This is a genomic window from Kitasatospora sp. NBC_00374, assembly GCF_041434935.1.
In the GTDB taxonomy this organism is placed as follows: Bacteria; Actinomycetota; Actinomycetes; order Streptomycetales; family Streptomycetaceae; genus Kitasatospora.
The window spans coordinates 5,069,325-5,087,786 of the sequence record NZ_CP107964.1 but is presented as its reverse complement, the minus strand read 5'-3'; the positions used below and the strand labels follow the sequence as shown (position 1 = coordinate 5,087,786).

The window sequence follows — 18,462 nt, the reverse complement described above, 5'->3', positions numbered from 1 at the left end:
GGGTCAGGTCCCGAACTCCCGGGACACCTTCACCAGATGCTCCAGCGCGACGGGCACCCCGGGCCCGAGGACGGCCTCGGCCAGCGCGGGGCTGCGCCGCAGCCGGAGCACGGCACGCAGGACGTCCGCGTGGTGGAGCAGCCGGAGCGCGTCCAGGTACTCGCCGGCCTCCGTCTCGGCGCCGGACAGCCGGCTGCGGTGCCAGGCCAGGAGCACCGCCTGCACCACGGTGAACATCATCCGCCGCCCGCGCACCAGTTCGGCCCGGGCGTTGAGCGCGAAGACGTCGATGGTCGCCTCGCCCTTGGGGGTGAGCGGGTCGTAGGCCCCGGACTCCAGATAGAGCAGCAGGTGCTCGGCCGGGTCCTCGCGCGAGGGGTCGACCAGCAGATGGGCGCCGGTGACCGGGTCGCAGGGGAAGCGGTCGCGCTTCTGGTTGCTGTTGCAGTGGGCGCAGGCGAGCAGGTGGTTCTGCCAGTCGAAGGTCCGCAGCGGGGCCCGGGCGATCGGTTCGAAGTGGTCGATGTCGGTGCCGAGGTTGTCTCCGCAGTACATACATCGCTCCAGCCCGGGTGCCATCTGCCGGAGCAGCAGCCGCAGCTGGGCCTTGGGCTGGCGGGCGCCGCGCCAGGCGGCCCGGCCGACGGCGGTGCTGGGCCCGGCGTTCTGGATCGCCTCCGTGCGGCGGCCGAGCTCGGCCAGCAGGGCCGGCCGCAGTGGCGGCCGCTGCAGCGGGATCACCGGTCCCTGCCGAGCAGCCGGGCGGTGGCCTCGTCGGCCCGGGCGGTCAGCGAGCTGTTGAGCTTGGCGCCGAGTTCGCGGTACTCGGCGAGTTCGGCGGCGGAGGCGTCGCCGGCGTAGAGCTTGCGCTCCAGGCGGACCAGCAGGCGGCGTTCGGCCTCGGCGTTCGGCGAGTAGGCGCTGGCCAGGCCGAAGAGTTCGGAGAGCGCGGTGTCGTCGCCGCTGCCGTAGAGGATCCGCTGGTGCAGGTCCTCGCCGAGGAGCCGGGGCCCGGCGGCCCCGTCCTCGGGTCCGGGCAGCCGGATCAGGGCGCCAGGGTCGGAGGCCTGGCAGACGTACGGGCTGTGGGTCGCGACGATGAACTGGACCTTGGGGAAGTGCGCGGTGAGCCAGCTGCCGACCCGCTGCTGCCAGGCCGGGTGCAGGTGGGCCTCGATGTCGTCGATCAGCACGGTGGCGCGGACCGGCAGGGTGGGGGTGTCGTCCAGGTACTCGGGGCGGGTGCGGCGGGTGATCGCGGACAGCTCCGCGACCAGGGCGGCCAGCGCGGCCGTCCCGTCGCCGAGTTCGGGCAGCGGCAGGGCGACCCCGGCGCGGACCGCCCAGGGGCCGTCGGCGTGCGGCCGGGGGTCGAGCCGCCAGCCGTCCGGGAGCAGGCCGTCCTCCACCAGGGCGGCGGCCGCGCCCCGGATCTCGGCGGCGGCCGGGCGCCGGGTCGGGCCGAAGTAGCGGTGCCGGACGGACAGCGGGCCGGTCCGCTCGGCTCTCGGCCGCTCTCCGGCGGTGACCCGCCAGGCCGCGCCGCCGTTGAGCTCCACCGAGCCGGCCGGGCAGCCCGCAGTCAGCCAGCGGTCCGCGGCCACCGCGGGGTGTGCGCCGAGGGCCAGGGCGACGGCCTGCAGCAGGGTCGTCTTGCCGGAGCCGTTCGGCCCGGCCAGCACCGTCCAGCCGGCCGCCGTGCCGTCCGGCCGGGCGAGGTCGAGGTCGACCTCGCGCGGACCGCTGAAGCACTTCAGGCCGGACACCTTGATCCGGGAGACGTCCACGGCACCCCCTCAGGCTTGAACCACCGATCGAGGTATGCCCGGTGGATCACTCCACGATGCGCACCGGGAGCTCCCGCAGCACCCGTCGCAGTTCGGCGGCGAACCGGTCGTAGTCCGCGGAGCGGGCCGAGCCGGCCCGGGTGGCGAGGCCGATCCGGCGCCCGGGGGCGGGCGCGGCGAAGCGGACCGAGGCGAGCCGGTCGGCGCGGCCGGCCTCGACGTCGAGGGCGGTGGCGGGAAGCAGGGTCACGCCGAGCCCGCCGGCGACCAGTTGGACCAGGGTGGAGAGGCCGGCGGCCCGGGTGCTGCCGCCGCTCTGCTCGGCGCCGATCTCCCGGCAGATGTCCAGGGCCTGGTCGCGCAGGCAGTGGCCCTCCTCCAGCAGCAGCACGTCGAGGTCGAGCAGGACGTCCCGGGGGACGTCGACGCGCCCGGCCAGCTCGTGGCCGGGCGGGGTGACCAGGACGAAGTCCTCGTCGAAGAGCGGGATGTCCCGGGTCTGCGCCGAGCCGCCGGCGGGCAGCGCCAGCAGCAGGACGTCGAGGCGGCCGGCGGCCAGGCCCTCCAGCAGCGAGGGGGTGCGCTCCTCGTGGACGTGCAGTTCCAGCTCCGGGTAGCTGTCCCGGACCAGCCGCAGCACGGCGGGCAGCAGGTACGGCGCGACGGTCGGGATCACCCCGAGGTGCAGGACGCCGGTGAACGGGCGGCGGGCCGCCTCGACCTCCTCGGTCAGGGACTGCAGCGAGGACAGCACCCGGCGCGCGTGGCCGGCGACGCGCTCCCCCAGCGGGGTGATGATGACTCTGCGTGTCGTCCGCTCCACCAGCTGCGCCCCCAGCGCCTCCTCCAGCGCGGCCACCGCCCCGGAGAGGGCCGGCTGGCTGGCACCGATGGCCGCGGCGGCCTCCCGGAAGTGCCGGTGCTCGGCCACCGCGAGGAAGGATCGCAGCTGGGCGACGGTGGGAGTGCGGGGCGAGCGGGCTGTGGTGATGGACACACCGGCGTCGGGTTTGCGCGAGCGGTCCGTGCGGGCGGCGGGGCGGTGAGTACTGATAGCTCTCTCCGATCAGATGCAACGAGTCTAGCTATTTCCCTGATCAGTGCCCGCTGTGCAACCCTGGATCGTGCCTGAATCCGTCGAATCATAGGCAGATCAGGCAAAATCCCTCGATTTCTCACACCAGGAGAAGTGAACGTGCTCACGATCGGTGACAAGTTCCCGGAGTTCGACCTCAAGGCCTGCGTCGACCTCGACCCCGCGAGCGCCTTCGCCGACATCAACCACAAGTCCTACGAGGGCAAGTGGCGCGTGGTGTTCTTCTGGCCGATGGACTTCACCTTCGTCTGTCCCACCGAGATCGCCGCGTTCGGCAAGCTGAACGAGGAGTTCGCCGACCGCGACGCCCAGATCCTGGGTGTCTCCGGCGACTCGGAGTTCGTCCACCACGCCTGGCGCAAGGACCACAAGGACCTGCGCGACCTCCCCTTCCCGATGCTGGCCGACGTCAAGCACGAGCTGATGCAGGCCTGCGGCGTCGAGGCCGAGGACGGCACCGCCCAGCGCGCCGTCTTCATCGTGGACCCGAACAACGAGATCCAGTTCGTCATGGTGACCGCCGGCTCCGTCGGCCGTAACCCCAAGGAGGTCCTGCGGGTGCTGGACGCCCTGCAGACCGACGAGCTGTGCCCCTGCAACTGGACCAAGGGCGAGGACACCCTCGACGCCCAGGCCCTGCTGGCCGGCTGACCATGGCTCTCGACGAACTGAAGGCCGCCCTCCCGGACTACGCCAAGGACCTCAAGCTCAACCTGAGCGCGGTCATCGGCAACTCCGACCTCCCCGCCCAGCAGCTCTGGGGCACCGTGCTGGCCTGTGCGATGGCCACCCGCTCCCCGTCCGTGCTGCGCGAGCTGGAGCCCGAGGCCAAGGCGAACCTCAAGCCGGAGGCGTACACCGCCGCCAAGGGCGCCGCCGCGATCATGGGGATGAACAACGTCTACTACCGGACGCTGCACCTGCTCTCCGACAAGGAGTACAGCAGCATGCGGGCCGGTCTGCGGATGAACATCATCGGCACCCCGGGCGTCGAGAAGGCCGACTTCGAGCTGTGGTGCTTCGCGGTCTCCGCGATCAACGGCTGCGGCCAGTGCCTCGACTCGCACGAGGCGGTACTGCGCAAGGCCGGGGTCGAGCGCGAGGTCGTCCAGGCCTCGATGAAGATCGCCGCCGTGCTCCAGGCGGTCGCCGCCACCCTCGACTCCGAGGCCGTGCTGGCCGCTCTCTGAGCCACACCGACGAGCCGCACCGGCGCACGACATCACGACGGACCGTGGGGCCCCGCCGTCGGCGGGGCCCCACGGTCCGTCGTGATGTCGGCGGGCTCAGGCGGTGGTGGTCTCCGCCCCGGCCTCCGCCTCGGCCTCGGCCGCCTCGCGGGCCGCCTCCAGCGCCACGAAGACCTCCAGGCCGGCCGCGTTGCGCCGGCGCAGGTGCCCGACCACCGTGTTGGTGACGGCGATCAGCGGCACCGCCACGATCGCCCCGGCGATCCCGCCGACGATCGAGCCGGCCGCGACCCCCAGCACCACGCCGAGCGGATGGACCTGCACTGCCCGGCCCAGGATCAGCGGCTGCAGGATGTGCCCCTCGATCTGCTGCACCGCGACCAGCACCACCAGCACCATCAGCGCGGTGAACGGGTTCACCGTCACCATCGCGATCAGCACTGCGATCGTCCCGGTGACCAGCGCGCCGACCAGCGGCACGAAGGCGCCCAGGAAGATGATCACGGCCAGCGGGAGCGCCAGCGGCACCCCGAGCAGCTGGATCCCGATGCCGATGCAGAGCGCGTCGATGAAGGCCACGAAGACCGTGCCGCGCACGTACGCGGTCAGCGTGGCCCAGGCCTTCGGGCCGGCCCCCGCCATCGCGTACCGGGACCGGCTGGGCAGTCCGCGCAGCGCCCAGCCCCAGATCCGGGCGCCGTCGTAGAGCAGGAAGAAGGTGGTGAAGGCCGCCAGCACCACTCCGGTCAGCACCTCGACGGCGATGGTCACGCCGGTGAAGCCGGCCGAGGTGATCTGCTCCGAGTTGGTGCCGATCGCGGTGGAGATCTGCTTGGCGAAGTCCTCGATCTGCTGCTGGGTCAGATGCAGCGGGCCGTCCACCAGCCAGTCGCGGAGCTGGTTGACACCGGCCTGCACCTTGCGGGTGACCGACTCCAGGTTGGTGCTCACCTGCCAGACCACGAACCAGCCGACCAGGCCGATGCCGGCGATACCGCTCAGGAAGGTGCCCGCCGCCGCCAGCGACCGCGGCACCCCGAGCCGGCGCAGCCAGGAGACCGTCGGTTCCAGCAGCGCGGAGATCAGCAGCGCGGCCAGCACCGCGAAGGCGACCAGCCGCAGCATGTCGACCACCCGGAAGAGCACGTAGAGCGCGACCCCGAGCAGCAGCAGCCGCCAGGTCGACTCCGCCGCCACGCGCAGCCCCCAGGGCACGGCCTCGACCGGGGTGGCCGGCCGGCCCGGCGGGAACTCGCGGAGGGTCGAGATCCGCGACCGGGCGTCGGCCGGTCGCGGCGCCGGGATCCGGTCGGCCGCCAGCACCACGTGGTCCGCCCGCCCGTCCTCGGCCACCGTCCCGGCCACCGGCAGCGGGTGGAGCAACTGGTCGGCCGCCCGCAGCTCGCCGAGCGCGGCCGCCGCGACCACGGCCGCCTCGGCGGCGGCCTCCGCGGCTGCGGCCCGGCGGCGGCGTTCGACCGCCGCCAGTACGCCGGCGGTCACCGCGCCGGCCTTGGCCAGCGCCTTCCACGCCTTCGAGTCCCGCGCCATCCCCGTACCTCTGTTCCCCGCTCGCCCGCCGCGCCGTGGGTCCGCCACGATCGTCCGGGACGACGCTACCCGGCGGTGGGGTCCCCGGTCCGGCGGGCCCGGCAACCAGGGCGCACCTACACCCCGGCGAAACGGGACGAACATGCAGGAACCATCCGGTTTCATACCGGAGAGAGTGGGGAGGAGACCCATACCAGTGGACCAACTGTCCGCGGACCGGCCGGGGCCGGAGATCCAGGACCCTCTCGGGCTCCCCGCGTCCGCACCAGGACCGCACCGCCCGTGAGCGCACTGGTCAGCGCCGCCCGGGCGGCGCGGCCCGCCCGCCATAGGGCCACAGGAGCCGCCGCACACCCCGCGGCACGCGCGGAGCCCCCGACCAGGGACGGTCGGGGGCTCCGCGATGCCGAGCTCGTGGTGCCGGGAACGGGCGGTTCCTAGTACCAGTGGTGCGACTGCCAGAAGGACCAGGCGCCACAGGGGCTGCCGTAGCGGTCGTTCATGTACTTCAGGCCCCACTTGATCTGGGTCGCGGGGTTGGTGCGCCAGTCGGCACCGGCCGAGGCCATCTTCGACCCGGGCAGCGCCTGGACCAGGCCGTAAGCACCGGAGGAGGCGTTGGTGGCGGTGTAGTCCCAGCCGCTCTCGCGCTTCACGATCTGGCTGAAGCACTGGAACTGGGCGTCGTCACCGACGATCTGGAGCGCCATCTCCTGGACGGAGCCCGGGCTGACGGCGGCCAGCGTGGTGCGAGCCTTGTCGCGGTTCGCGGCCTCCTCGTCTGCCTTGCGCTTCGCCTCGGCGGCCTTGGCCGCCTTCTCGGCGTCGGCCTTGGCCTGTGCGTCGGCAGCGGCCTTCTGGCGCGCGGCCTCCTCGGCGGCCTTCTTGGCCGCCGCGTCGGCGGACACCTGCTGAGCGGTCGCCTGGCGGCTGAAGTTGTCGCTGACGATCTGCGCCTGGTCACCCGAGGGAACGTCGGCGAGCAGCGTGGCGCTCGCGACATCGACCGTCGTGACGGTCTTGCCCTCGCTGCCCGAGGCCGCACCCACGACGGCACCGACAGCGGTGACCGCGGTGGCGGAGGCCACAGCGACTCCCCGGACCGAGATCCGAGTCACATGGTTTCCTTCCAGCGTCGCCCACGCGTGACCGTGCGGGCGCAATCTGCCCCTTGGCACTGTCCTCCACACCTGCACTGGTCACGGGAGGCACTGGCCCGGCGCCGGCCCGAGAGACTCGGAACGACGATCGGATCGGGCGGCGTACGACTCATCGGTGTTCAGTTTTCCGCCCGCCAACCGGAGTTGCCGAGCGAGGTTTTGTCGTACGCGGGGCCTGACAGAACCCTCACCATGCCGCACGCGGCCATGTCTACGCAATTCCCGGTTGCGTGGCGCATCTCACAATCTTGGCGGGCGGCCAGTTTGGCCGATCGATGGACAAGGGCCCGTCATATGTGGTGACAGACAGGGGGCCTGCCGCCCGGCGGCAGGCCCCTTCGTGATGGATTGTCTGATTTTGTCCAGGCGATTTGTCTGACTGTCGGCACCCGATCCGTCGTACCCGTCCGAACTCGCCCTGGCCCGTCCGGAGTCGGCGGAGCGCGGTGCCGTCAGGGCTGGACGTCCTCCAGCATCTCCGTCACCAGCGCCGCGATCGGCGAACGCTCCGAGCGGGTCAGCGTGATGTGGGCGAACAGCGGGTGCCCCTTGAGCTTCTCCACCACGGCGACCACGCCGTCGTAGCGGCCCACCCTCAGGTTGTCGCGCTGGGCGACATCGTGGGTGAGCACCACCCGGGAGCCCTGGCCGATCCGGGAGAGCACCGTCAGCAGCACGTTGCGCTCCAGCGACTGGGCCTCGTCCACGATCACGAAGGCGTCGTGCAGGGAGCGCCCGCGGATGTGGGTCAGCGGCAGCACCTCCAGCATCCCCCGCGCGATCACCTCCTCGATCACGTCCGGGGTGGTGACGGCGGAGAGCGTGTCGAAGACCGCCTGGGCCCAGGGGCTCATCTTCTCCGACTCGGAGCCCGGCAGATAGCCGAGCTCCTGCCCGCCGACGGCGTACAGCGGCCGGAAGACCATCACCTTCCGGTGCTGCTGACGCTCCAGCACCGCCTCCAGGCCCGCGCACAGCGCGAGCGCGGACTTGCCGGTGCCGGCCCGGCCGCCCATCGAGACGATGCCGACCTCCTGGTCGAGCAGGAGGTCCAGCGCCACCCGCTGCTCCGCGCTGCGGCCGCGCAGTCCGAACGCCTCGCGGTCGCCGCGGACCAGCCGGACCCGGCCGTCGTGGGTGACCCGGCCGAGCGCGCGCCCGCGCTCGGAGGTCAGCACCAGACCGGTGTGCACCGGGAGTTCGCCCGCGCCCTCGATGTCCACCGCGACGTCGTGGCCGGCCCCGAAGAGGGAGTCCACCTGGTCGCCGGAGACCTGCAGCTCGGTCATGCCCGTCCAGCCGGACGTGATCGCCAGCTCGGCCCGGTACTCCTCGGCGAGCAGACCGACCGAACTGGCCTTGATCCGCAGCGGCAGGTCCTTGGAGACGACGGTGACGTCGTACCCCTCGGCCTGCAGATTGCGGGCGACCGCCAGGATGCGGGTGTCGGCCTCGCCGCCGCCCGCCCGGTAGCCGGCCGGCAGTATCGACGGATCGGAGTGGTTCAGCTCGACCCGGATGCTCCCGCCGAGCTCCCCGACCGGGATCGGCTCGTCGAGCCTGCCGTGGCGGATCCGGAAGTCGTCCAGCAGGCGCAGCGCCTGGCGGGCGAAGTAGCCCAGCTCCGGGTGGTGACGCTTGGCCTCCAGCTCGGTGACCACCACCACCGGGAGGACGACCTCGTGCTCCTCGAAGCGCGTCATGGCTAGGGGGTCTGCCAGGAGCACGCTGGTGTCGAGAACGTACGTGCGCCGGTCTGGTGTCCGGCGGCTCTTGGAACTGACCACTAGGCCTCCAGAGCGGATGACCCAGCGTCACCCGCGGCTCACCGGTCCCCGCGACCCCGGTGGCCGGGGTACCGGTCTTGACTGGTCTATTCCCAGGGTCGGCCCGGTGCATGCCCGCAGGGAAGAACAGCGGGATCACAAATGATGAACGTTTGGCGCGCTGGCCTGCGGGTATTCAGACTGACCAGGCGTCAGCGCGCACCCGTCGGGGGGCGCCCGCCGCGAGGCCGGGGCGCCGGGGTGGCGCCCGTCAGAGCCCGAGCCGCCGGTTGCGCAACTGGTAGTCGCGCAGCGCCCGCAGGAAGTCGACCTTCCGGAAGGCGGGCCAGTAGGCCTCGCAGAAGTAGAACTCGCTGTGCGCGCTCTGCCAGAGCAGGAAGCCGGACAGCCGCTGCTCGCCCGAGGTGCGGATGATCAGATCCGGGTCGGGCTGGCCGGTGGTGTAGAGGTGCTCGGCGATGTGCTCGACGGAGAGGATCTCGGCGAGCTCCTCGATCGAGGTGCCGCGGCCGGCGTGGTCCTGCAGGAGCGAGCGGACGGCGTCCGCGATCTCGTGCCGGCCGCCGTAGCCGACGGCCACGTTCACGGTGATGCCCTGGATGTGGGCGGTGGCCTGGGCGGCTTCCTTGAGGGTGTCCGCGGTCCGCTGCGGCAGCAGGTCGAGCGCACCGACCGGGTTGACCTTCCAGCGGCCGTCGGCGGCCAGCCGGCGGACGGTGTCCTCGATGATCCCGAGCAGCGGGACGAGCTCGTCGGCCGGCCGGGAGAGGTTGTCGGTGGAGAGCATCCAGAGGGTGACCACCTGGACGTGGGTCTCGTCGCACCAGCCGAGGAACTCGCTGATCTTGTCCGCACCGCGCTGGTGACCGTCGGCGGTGGTACCGCCGGTGGCCTTGGCCCAGCGGCGGTTGCCGTCGAGGATCACGCCGATGTGGTTCGGCGTGTTGGCCAGGTGCACCTCGACCCGGCGCCCGTACAGCCGGTACGCGTTGTCCAACAGGGTGCGCAGCCCTGGCGTGCGCTCGACCACGTCGCGCAGACCCATGTCGTACTGCCCCTCCGAGCTCATTACCCCCGGGTGCGAAATCCCCTGGCGCAGCCTACTCCCGGACCGAGCGCCACGGTAAAGCCGCAGGTACCGAAGGTGTCACAAGCACGTCGCGAAACCGTTCGGATGCGCCCGGTCACGAGCACGTCGGCTCGGACACGGAAAGGTATCCGGTTCCTTAAACGACCCCTAAGCCGGGGTTGGGCTCCTTGACGACCCCCATTGGTCTAGTCCAGCTTGTGACCCAGGACACGGCGGGCCCCGACCCGCCGCCCCCACAAGCACCTCTGCGGACCTTCCCTCCCCCACACGGAGCCGCCGCGACCCCCACCGCGGCGGCTCCCCCTCCTCCTCAGGAGTTCGCACATGGACCGTACGCTGCAGCAGCCGTCCCACCGGCGCCGGCGCAGTTCCGTACCGACCGCCCTCGCGGCGGGCGCCACCGCCCTCGCCGTGGCCGGCACCGGCCTCGCGCTGTTCGCGGGCGGCGCCGACGCCGCGATCGGCAACCTGGTCACCAACGGCGGCTTCGAGTCCGGCAGCCTCTCGGGCTGGACCTGTACCGGCACCGCCAAGGCCGGCACCCCGGCGCACTCCGGCTCGTACGCGCTGAACGCCACTCCGAGCGCCTCGGACACCGCCGAGTGCCGGCAGACCGTCAGCGTGCTCCCCAACTCCAGCTACACCCTGGCGGGCTGGGTGCAGGGCCCGTACGTCTACCTGGGCGCGAGCGGGACCGGCGGCACCGACCCGAGCAGCTGGTCCAGCCAGAGCAGCTGGAACCAGCTCTCCAGCACCTTCACCACCGGCGCCGGCACCACCAGCGTCACGCTGTACGTGCACGGCTGGTACGGCCAGGCCGCCTACGGCGCGGACGACATCACCCTGACCGGCCCGGGCGGCACCGCCTCCCCGTCGCCCACGGGCGGCAGCAGCGCGCCGACCTCGCCGTCGCCGTCCGCCTCCGCGTCCAGCTCGGCCCCGCCCTCGCCCTCGCCGTCCGCCAGCAGCAGCGCGCCGACCTCGCCGTCCCCGACACCCACGGCGACCTCCACCGGCCAGCCGAACACCGGCCTGCCCAAGCACGCGCTGACCGGCTACTGGCAGAACTTCGACAACGGCGCCACCGTCCAGAGGCTCCGCGACGTGCAGAGCGCGTACGACATCATCGCGGTCTCCTTCGCGGACGCGACCACGACCGCCGGCGGCATCAGCTTCACCCTCGACCCGGCGCTGGGCACCAAGCTCGGCGGCTACACCGACGCCGACTTCAAGGCCGACATCGCGGCGAAGCACGCGGCCGGCAAGAAGGTCGTGCTCTCGATCGGCGGCCAGAACGGCACCATCGTGGTCAACAACGCCGCCGCGGCCACCACCTTCGCCAACACCGCGTACGCGCTGGTCCAGCAGTACGGCTTCGACGGCGTCGACATCGACCTGGAGAACGGGGTCGACCCGGTCTGGATGGCGCAGTCCCTGCACACCCTGCAGAGCAAGGTCGGCGCGGGCTTCGTCCTGACCATGGCCCCCGAGACGATCGGGATGTACTCCACCGCCGGCAACTACTTCCAGCTGGCGCTGAACACCAAGGACATCCTCACCGTCGTCAACACCCAGTTCTACAACTCGGGCGGCATGAACGGCTGCGACGGCAAGGTCTACACCCAGGGCACCGTCGACTTCATCACCGCCCAGGTCTGCACCCACATCCAGGGCGGCCTGCGGCCCGACCAGGTCGGCATCGGCGTCCCGGCGTCCACCCGCGCGGCCGGCGGCGGCTACGTCAACTCGACCGTGGTCAACAACGCGCTCGACTGCCTGGCCACCGGCACCCACTGCGGCAGCTTCGTCCCGCCGGCCAAGTGGCCGACCATCCGCGGCGCGATGACCTGGTCCACCAACTGGGACGCCGCCAACGGCAACGACTTCTCCACCAACGTGGGCGCCCACGCCCACGCCATGCCGTAACTCTCCCCGGTGCGGCGCCCCCTGAGGGTGGGGCAGCCCGCGCCACCCCGGAGCCCGTCCCCGCCGCCGCACCGGCGGGGACGGGCTCCGGCCGTCGCGCTCACCCCGCGGCGAGCACCGCCAGCAGGGTGCCGAGCAGCATCCACGGGCCGAGCGGCAGGTCGTCGCCCCGGCCCGCGCGGCGGGTGAGCAGCAGCACGACGCCCCACCCCCCGGCCAACAGGAAGGTCAGCACGAAGCCGCCGAGCACCGCGGACCAGCCGTACCAGCCGAGCAGCGCGCCGAGCGAGGGCGCGAGCTTGACGTCGCCGAGGCCGATCGGCGCCACCAGGGCGAGCGCGAGGTAGAGCCCGCCGAGCGCGAGCGCCGCGTACAGGCAGCGCAGCAGGACGCCGCCGCGGTGCTCGGTGAGCAGCAGCAGGGCGGCGGTGCCCAGGGCGAGCGGGAGGGTCAGCGCGTCCGGCAGCCGGAAGACCCGCGCGTCGACCAGGGCCAGCACCACCCCGAACAGGCCCACCCAGACCAGCGGGAGAGCGCTCGGCCCGTGCGCGGCCGCGCCGATCGCGCCGCCGGTCGCCGCCGCCACCGCCTCGACCAGCCAGGCGGCCGGGCCGGCCCGTTCGCCGCAGCGCGGGCAGGTTCCGTCCGGCCGGCGCAGCAGACGGCCCGTCCGGCAGCACTCCCACCGGGGTTCACCGGCCGCCACCGCGTGGCGGGCGGCGGCCGCCCGCAGCCCGGGGGCCGTCAGCAGTCCCGCCACCGCCCCGACCAACACCGCGATCACGGTCTCCCCCTCCGTGCGAATGGGCCGAGCCTAACGGCCCGTACGATCACGGATCGAGCGGAAAGTGACCGGGGATCAGCACGGGGAACGGGGACGACGGGTATGGAGCAACTGGAGGCCAACGATCCGGAGTCGATCGGTCCGTACCGACTGCTGGCCCGGCTCGGCGCCGGCGGGATGGGCCGGGTGTACCTGGCCAGGTCGGCGGGCGGGCGGACGGTCGCGGTCAAGGTGGTCCGCCCGGAGCTGGCCGAGGACCAGGACTTCCGGACCAGGTTCCGCCGCGAGGTCGACGCGGCCCGGGCGGTCGACGGCGCGTACACCGCGCCCGTGGTGGACGCCGACCCGGACTCCGCCGTCCCCTGGCTGGCGACCACCTACGTCCTGGGGCCCTCGCTGACCGAGGCGGTGCAGACGTACGGGCCGCTGCCGGAGCGTTCGGTGCGGGCGCTCGGGGCCCGGCTGGCCGAGGCGCTCCGGGCGATCCACCGGGCGGGGCTGGTGCACCGCGACCTCAAGCCCTCGAACGTCCTGCTGGCCGCCGACGGGCCGCGCGTGATCGACTTCGGGATCGCCCGGGCGATGGACGGCGACAGCCTCACCCAGACCGGGGTGGTGGTCGGCTCCCCCGGATTCATGTCGCCCGAACAGGCGTCGGGCCGCGGGGTGGGAGCGCCGGGCGACGTGTTCTCGCTCGGCTCGGTGCTGGCGTACGCGGCGCTCGGGCGCGGCCCGTTCGACGGGGCGTCGGGGGCGGCCGCCCAGCTCTTCCGGGTGGTCTACCACGAGCCCGAGCTGGACGGGCTGCCGCCCGGCCTGCACCCGGTGATCGCCCACTGCCTGGCCAAGGACCCGGCGGCCCGGCCCACCCCGGCCCGGCTGGCCGACCTGCTGGCGCCCGGAGCGGCGGGGACCGGCCCGGCGGCCGACTGGCTGCCGGCACCGGTGGCCGCGGAGCTCGCGCGGCACGCGGCCTCGGTGATGGACATGGAGACCCCGACCCGGGGCACCCCGGCCACTCCGGACCGGCCCGAGGACCCGGCCGCCTCCCACCCGCTCACCGTACGGCTCGGCCGGGCCGCGCCGGAGCCGCAGCCGACGCCGCACCCGGCCACCCAGCAGGTACCGCAACCGGCACCGCCGCCGGTGGCCCGGCCGTCCCGGCGGCTGTTCCTGGCGGGCGGGGCGCTGGCCACCGCGGCGGCGGTCGGCGGCGGAGCCTGGGTGCTGACCCGCCCGGACGGCGGCGGCTCCCGGCCCCGCTCCGGCACCCCCTCGAAGCCGGCCGCCACGAGCGCCGCGCCGCAGCCGGTCTGGCAGTTCAGCTCCGCCGACCCGATGGGCGCGCAGCGCCCGGCGATGGTGCTCAAGGGCGCGCTCTACCTGGAAGGCACCGGTCTGACCTCGCTCGACGCGGCCACCGGCGCGGTCAACTGGGCACGGCAGGACGCCTTGTACTACCAGACCACGGTCGTCGGCGGCCGGCTGCTGACCCAGCTCGGCGGCGTCACCGAGGTCGAGCCCAAGAACGGCCGGGAGGGCACCAGCGCGCAGGTCACGTACCCGGGCAACCGTCTGATCAAGGTGCGCAACATCCTGGCCGGCGGCGACCAGGGGGTCTACCTGCTCGTCCAGCTCACCGCGAAGGGCGAGAGCGAGGGGGAGGCCGGCATCCTGGCGTACCGACCCGAGCTGGTGGGCGTGCGGTGGTTCCAGCCGGACCCGACCGCCGACGACCTGCTGGGCCACGGCCGGCTCAGCGGCACCACGCTGCTGCACACCGACCGGGAGGCCGGCATCGTCGCCCGCGACATCGCGGACGGGCGCCGGCTGTGGCGGGTGGCGACCGGCAACCGCGCCTCGTGGCCGATCTGGTGCGACACCGAGCGGCTGTACTGCATGGCCGACGACTCCGACCTGCAGGCGGTGGGGCTGGCGGACGGCCGTCAGCAGTGGCGGATCAAGGCGAAGGGCAACCGGTTCGGACCGGTGCTGTCCGCCGACGGCACCGTCTACACCGGCAACGGCACGGACTCCTTCAGCGCCTACGACGCGGCGACCGGAAAGGTCCGGTGGACCTGCTACCTGCCGCACTACCCGGGCACGGGCTGCCCCCCGGTGCTCGTGGGCGGGACGCTGTTCGTCCCCGGCGGGCCCACCCAGGGGGTGCACGCGCTGGACGCCCTGACGGGACGGCTCAAGTGGACCTTCAGCGACCCGGCGAACTCCAGCAAGGCGAACGACTGGTACCTGTCCACCGACGGGAGGCTCGCCTTCGCCCGGCTGACCACCAAGGTCTACGCGCTCCCGAGCGGGTGACCTGTGGCCAAGCCCACTCGATGATCTGCGTAACAGCGCCGTAAAGTAGTCGGGTATGCAGGTCATCCAGTCCAGCAAGCTCGCCAATGTCTGCTACGACATCCGAGGCCCGGTGCTCGACGAGGCGATGCGACTGGAGGACCAGGGCCATCGCATCCTCAAGCTGAACACCGGCAACCCCGCCGCCTTCGGCTTCGAGGCCCCGCCCGAGATCCTCCAGGACATCCTGAAGAACCTCGCCGGCGCACACGGCTACGGGGACTCCAAGGGCCTGCTCGCCGCCCGCCGCGCCGTGGTGATGCACTACGAGGACCGCGGGCTGCACGGCCTCTCCGTGGAGGACGTCTTCCTTGGGAACGGCGTCTCCGAGCTGATCCAGCTCGCCATGACCGCCCTGCTGGACGACGGCGACGAGGTCCTCGTCCCGGCCCCCGACTACCCGCTGTGGACGGCCTCGGTCAGCCTGGCCGGCGGCACCGCCGTGCACTACCGCTGCGACGAGCAGTCCGAGTGGTACCCGGACCTGGCCGACATCGAGGCCAAGGTCACCGACCGGACCCGGGCCATCGTGGTGATCAACCCCAACAACCCGACCGGCGCGGTGTATCCGCGCGAGGTGCTGGAGGGGATCGTCGAGATCGCCCGCCGCCACCAGCTGGTGGTCTACGCGGACGAGATCTACGACAAGATCCTCTACGACGACGCCGAGCACGTCCCGCTGGCCACCCTGGCGCCGGACCTCTTCTGCGTCACCTTCAACGGCATGTCCAAGGCGTACCGGGTGGCGGGCTTCCGCTCCGGCTGGATGGTGCTCTCCGGCGACCGGCACCGCGCCCGCAGCTACATCGAGGGCCTGACGGTGCTTGCCTCGATGCGGCTGTGCGCCAACATGCCCGCGCAGCACGCGGTGGCGGCGGCGCTCGGCGGCCGCCAGTCGATCAAGGACCTGCTGCTGCCGGGCGGCCGCCTGCTGGAGTCCCGCGACGCGGCGTACCGGCTGCTGAACGAGATCCCGGGCGTCAGCTGCGTCAAGCCCAAGGGCGCGCTGTACGCGTTCCCGCGGCTCGACCCGCATGTGTACAAGATCAAGGACGATGCGCAGATGGTGCTCGACCTGCTGCGCTCGCAGCGGATCCTGATCGTCCAGGGCACCGGCTTCAACTGGCCGGATCCGGACCACTTCCGCCTGGTCACGCTGCCCCGGCCCGAGGAGATCACCGACGCGGTCACCCGGATCGGCGACTTCCTGAGCGGCTACGCCCAGCCCTGACACCGGCTCGACAGCGCCTGGAGGCGAACGGGCGACAACCAGCCCCGAGCCGAAGGGCGCGCCGACGCCGGAAGCGACGAACGACAAGCGAGCGCAGCGAACGCCGGAGCGAGGAGCGCCGGCGCCGGGACCGCGAGCGCCCGGAGGCGAACGGGCGACAACCCGCCCTGAGCCGAAGGGCGCGCCGACGCCGGAAGCGACGAACGACAAGCGAGCGCAGCGAACGCCGGAGCGAGGAGCGCCGGCGCCGGGACCGCGAGCGCCCGGAGGCGAACGGGCGACAACCCGCCCTGAGCCGAAGGGCGCGCCGACGCCGGAAGCGACGAACGACAAGCGAGCGCAGCGAACGCCGGAGCGAGGAGCGCCGGCGCCGGGACCGCGAGCGCCCGGAGGCGAACGGGCGACAACCCGCCCTGAGCCGAAGGGCGCGCCGACGCCGGAAGCGACGAACGACAAGCGAGCGCAGCGAACGCCGGAGCAAGGAGCGCCGGCGCCGGGACCGCGAGCGCCCGGAGGCGAACGGGCGACAACACAGCACACCGCCGCCCCCGGTCAGGGCGGGGGCGGCGGGGGCTGGGTGCGGGCGGGTCAGCCCAGGCGCTTCACCAGGGCGCGGTACTCGTCCCAGAGCTCGGTCGGCGTGTGCTCGCCGAACAGCTCCAGGTGGGACGGGATGAGCGCGGCCTCCTGGCGCCAGATGTCGGCGTCGACGGAGAACAGCAGGTCGAGGTCGGCCTGCGGGATGTCCAGGCCGTCGAGGTCGAAGGAGTCCACGGTCGGCAGCACGCCGATCGGGGTCTCGACGCCCTCGCCCGCGCCGTCGAGGCGCTCGACGACCCACTTGAGCACGCGGGCGTTCTCGCCGAAGCCCGGCCAGATGAACTTGCCGGCGCTGTTCTTGCGGAACCAGTTGACGTAGTAGATCTTCGGCAGCTTGGCCGCGTCGGCCTGGGCGCCCAGCTTCAGCCAGTGGCCGAAGTAGTCACCCATGTTGTAGCCGCAGAACGGCAGCATCGCGAACGGGTCGCGGCGCAGCTCGCCGACGGTGCCCTCGGCGGCGGCGGTCTTCTCGGAGGCGACGTTGGCGCCCAGGAAGACGCCGTGCTGCCAGTCGAAGGACTCCGTCACCAGCGGGACGGCGGTGGCGCGGCGGCCGCCGAACAGGATGGCCGAGATCGGCACACCCGCCGGGTCCTCCCACTCGGGGGCGATGGTCGGGCACTGGGAGGCCGGCACCGCGAAGCGGGCGTTGGGGTGGGCGGCCGGGGTGCCGGACTCGGGGGTCCAGTCGTTGCCGCGCCAGTCCGTCAGGTGCGCCGGGGGCTGCTCGGTGAGGCCCTCCCACCAGACGTCGCCGTCGTCGGTGAGCGCGACGTTGGTGAAGACGGTGTTGCCCCAGAGGGTGTCGATCGCGTTGGCGTTGGTGTCCACGCCGGTGCCGGGGGCGACGCCGAAGAAGCCGGCCTCCGGGTTGATCGCGTACAGCTGGCCGTCGGCGCCGAACCGCATCCAGGCGATGTCGTCGCCGATGGTCTCGACCTTCCAGCCCGGGATGGTCGGCTGGAGCATCGCCAGGTTGGTCTTGCCGCAGGCGGACGGGAAGGCCGCGGCCACGTACTTCGCCTCGCCGGCCGGCGGGGTGAGCTTGAGGACGAGCATGTGCTCGGCCAGCCAGCCCTCGTCGCGGGCCATGGTGGAGGCGATGCGCAGCGCGTAGCACTTCTTGCCGAGCAGGGCGTTGCCGCCGTAGCCGGAGCCGAAGGACCAGATCTCGCGGGTCTCCGGGAAGTGCGAGATGTACTTGGTGGAGTTGCACGGCCAGGCGACGTCGGCCTCGCCCTCGGCCAGCGGGGCGCCGAGGGTGTGCACGGCCTTGACGAAGTCGCCGTCCTCGCCGAGCTGGTCGATGACCGCCCGGCCCATGCGGGTCATCACGCGCATCGACACGGCCACGTAGGCGGAGTCGGTGATCTCGACGCCGTAGGCGGCCAGCGGGGAGCCGACGGGGCCCATCGAGAACGGCACGACGTACATCGTGCGGCCCTTCATGGCGCCCTTGAACAGGCCGTTCGCGCCGGAGAAGACCTCCCGCATCTCGGCGGGGGCCTTCCAGTTGTTGGTCGGGCCGGCGTCCTTCTCCTGCTCGGAGCAGATGTAGGTGCGGTCCTCGACGCGGGCCACGTCCGTGGGGTCCGAGGCGGCGTAGTAGGAGTTCGGCCGCTTCTCGGCGTTGAGCTTCTTGAAGGTGCCCTGGGCGACCAGCAGCTCGGCGAGGCGGAGGTACTCCTCCTCGGAACCGTCGCACCACTCGATGCGGTCGGGCTGGGTCAGCTCCGCGATCTCGCTCACCCAGGCCAGCAGACGCTTGTGGCGGGTGGGCGCGGATGCGCTGAGAGCAGAGTTCTCGTACGACACGATCGCTCCGTTTCACACCATCTCGGCCAGGAGACGGCATCGCGGGGGGTTGAGGGTGGTAGCAGCGTAGCTCCGCAAGGGGCTCCG

General features: G+C 72.6%; 14 protein-coding genes. 5 read left to right on the top strand and 9 right to left on the bottom strand.

The genetic code is table 11. The features are described 5' to 3' along the window. Window positions 1-3 precede the first annotated feature (3 nt). The 3 genes from OG871_RS22930 to OG871_RS22920 are packed head-to-tail and all read right to left on the bottom strand — an operon-like array spanning window position 4 to window position 2,778. A complete protein-coding gene (locus tag OG871_RS22930) occupies window positions 4-741 on the bottom strand; it encodes an HNH endonuclease (protein ID WP_371498856.1) in 738 nt (245 codons plus the stop codon). Then, on the bottom strand, window positions 738-1,787 hold the full coding sequence (locus OG871_RS22925) for an AAA family ATPase (protein WP_371498855.1): 1,050 nt from the start codon (window positions 1,785-1,787) through the stop codon (window positions 738-740). The genes OG871_RS22930 and OG871_RS22925 overlap by 4 nt, the downstream gene beginning before the upstream one ends. 46 nt (window positions 1,788-1,833) lie before the next feature. Then, window positions 1,834-2,778, bottom strand: coding sequence for a LysR substrate-binding domain-containing protein (locus tag OG871_RS22920; RefSeq protein ID WP_371503390.1), 945 nt, complete (start codon window positions 2,776-2,778; stop codon window positions 1,834-1,836). Window positions 2,779-2,982: 204 nt separating this feature from the next. Between OG871_RS22920 and OG871_RS22915 the strand changes: the two genes are divergently transcribed. Both OG871_RS22915 and OG871_RS22910 read left to right on the top strand, forming a co-directional pair. Continuing rightward, window positions 2,983-3,534: a peroxiredoxin gene (locus tag OG871_RS22915; protein ID WP_371498854.1), complete on the top strand. Its 552-nt coding sequence runs from the start codon at window positions 2,983-2,985 to the stop codon at window positions 3,532-3,534. A gap of 2 nt (window positions 3,535-3,536) precedes the next feature. Next, window positions 3,537-4,073 (top strand): alkyl hydroperoxide reductase, encoded by a 537-nt coding sequence (locus OG871_RS22910; protein ID WP_371498853.1) that lies wholly within the window; start codon window positions 3,537-3,539, stop codon window positions 4,071-4,073. 96 nt (window positions 4,074-4,169) lie between these two features. Here OG871_RS22910 and OG871_RS22905 read toward each other — a convergent pair whose 3' ends face one another. The 4 genes from OG871_RS22905 to OG871_RS22890 all read right to left on the bottom strand — a co-directional run bounded on the left by OG871_RS22905 (window position 4,170) and on the right by OG871_RS22890 (window position 9,616). Next, window positions 4,170-5,624: an AI-2E family transporter gene (locus tag OG871_RS22905; protein WP_371498852.1), complete on the bottom strand. Its 1,455-nt coding sequence runs from the start codon at window positions 5,622-5,624 to the stop codon at window positions 4,170-4,172. Window positions 5,625-6,061: 437 nt separating this feature from the next. Further along, complete coding sequence (locus OG871_RS22900) at window positions 6,062-6,742, bottom strand: transglycosylase SLT domain-containing protein (RefSeq protein WP_371498851.1); 681 nt, start codon at window positions 6,740-6,742, stop codon at window positions 6,062-6,064. A 494-nt stretch (window positions 6,743-7,236) separates the two neighbouring features. Continuing rightward, a complete protein-coding gene (locus OG871_RS22895; RefSeq protein WP_371498850.1) occupies window positions 7,237-8,571 on the bottom strand; it encodes a PhoH family protein in 1,335 nt (444 codons plus the stop codon). A gap of 250 nt (window positions 8,572-8,821) precedes the next feature. Then, complete coding sequence (locus tag OG871_RS22890; RefSeq protein ID WP_371503389.1) at window positions 8,822-9,616, bottom strand: isoprenyl transferase; 795 nt, start codon at window positions 9,614-9,616, stop codon at window positions 8,822-8,824. 369 nt (window positions 9,617-9,985) lie between these two features. Here OG871_RS22890 and OG871_RS22885 point away from each other — a divergent pair, with 369 nt between their 5' ends. After that, window positions 9,986-11,587, top strand: coding sequence for a chitinase (locus OG871_RS22885; RefSeq protein ID WP_371498849.1), 1,602 nt, complete (start codon window positions 9,986-9,988; stop codon window positions 11,585-11,587). A gap of 100 nt (window positions 11,588-11,687) precedes the next feature. Here OG871_RS22885 and OG871_RS22880 read toward each other — a convergent pair whose 3' ends face one another. After that, window positions 11,688-12,371: a prepilin peptidase gene (locus OG871_RS22880; protein WP_371498848.1), complete on the bottom strand. Its 684-nt coding sequence runs from the start codon at window positions 12,369-12,371 to the stop codon at window positions 11,688-11,690. A gap of 102 nt (window positions 12,372-12,473) precedes the next feature. Here OG871_RS22880 and OG871_RS22875 point away from each other — a divergent pair, with 102 nt between their 5' ends. Both OG871_RS22875 and OG871_RS22870 read left to right on the top strand, forming a co-directional pair. Then, entirely contained in the window at window positions 12,474-14,690 is a 2,217-nt protein-coding gene (locus OG871_RS22875) for a PQQ-binding-like beta-propeller repeat protein (RefSeq protein WP_371498847.1), read from the top strand. A gap of 55 nt (window positions 14,691-14,745) precedes the next feature. Further along, entirely contained in the window at window positions 14,746-15,960 is a 1,215-nt protein-coding gene (locus OG871_RS22870; protein ID WP_371498846.1) for a pyridoxal phosphate-dependent aminotransferase, read from the top strand. A 588-nt stretch (window positions 15,961-16,548) separates the two neighbouring features. Here OG871_RS22870 and OG871_RS22865 read toward each other — a convergent pair. After that, on the bottom strand, window positions 16,549-18,375 hold the full coding sequence (locus OG871_RS22865; RefSeq protein WP_371498845.1) for a phosphoenolpyruvate carboxykinase (GTP): 1,827 nt from the start codon (window positions 18,373-18,375) through the stop codon (window positions 16,549-16,551). Window positions 18,376-18,462: the final 87 nt, after the last annotated feature.

What these genes read in the sequence shown, in the direction of transcription:
- OG871_RS22875 (WP_371498847.1), top strand. Translation starts at nt 12,474, where the DNA reads ATGGAGCAACTGGAGGCCAACGATCCGGAGTCGATCGGTCCGTACCGA.
- OG871_RS22910 (WP_371498853.1), top strand. Translation starts at nt 3,537, where the DNA reads ATGGCTCTCGACGAACTGAAGGCCGCCCTCCCGGACTACGCCAAGGAC.
- OG871_RS22905 (WP_371498852.1), bottom strand. Translation starts at nt 5,624, where the DNA reads ATGGCGCGGGACTCGAAGGCGTGGAAGGCGCTGGCCAAGGCCGGCGCG.
- OG871_RS22890 (WP_371503389.1), bottom strand. Translation starts at nt 9,616, where the DNA reads ATGGGTCTGCGCGACGTGGTCGAGCGCACGCCAGGGCTGCGCACCCTG.
- OG871_RS22870 (WP_371498846.1), top strand. Translation starts at nt 14,746, where the DNA reads ATGCAGGTCATCCAGTCCAGCAAGCTCGCCAATGTCTGCTACGACATC.
- OG871_RS22885 (WP_371498849.1), top strand. Translation starts at nt 9,986, where the DNA reads ATGGACCGTACGCTGCAGCAGCCGTCCCACCGGCGCCGGCGCAGTTCC.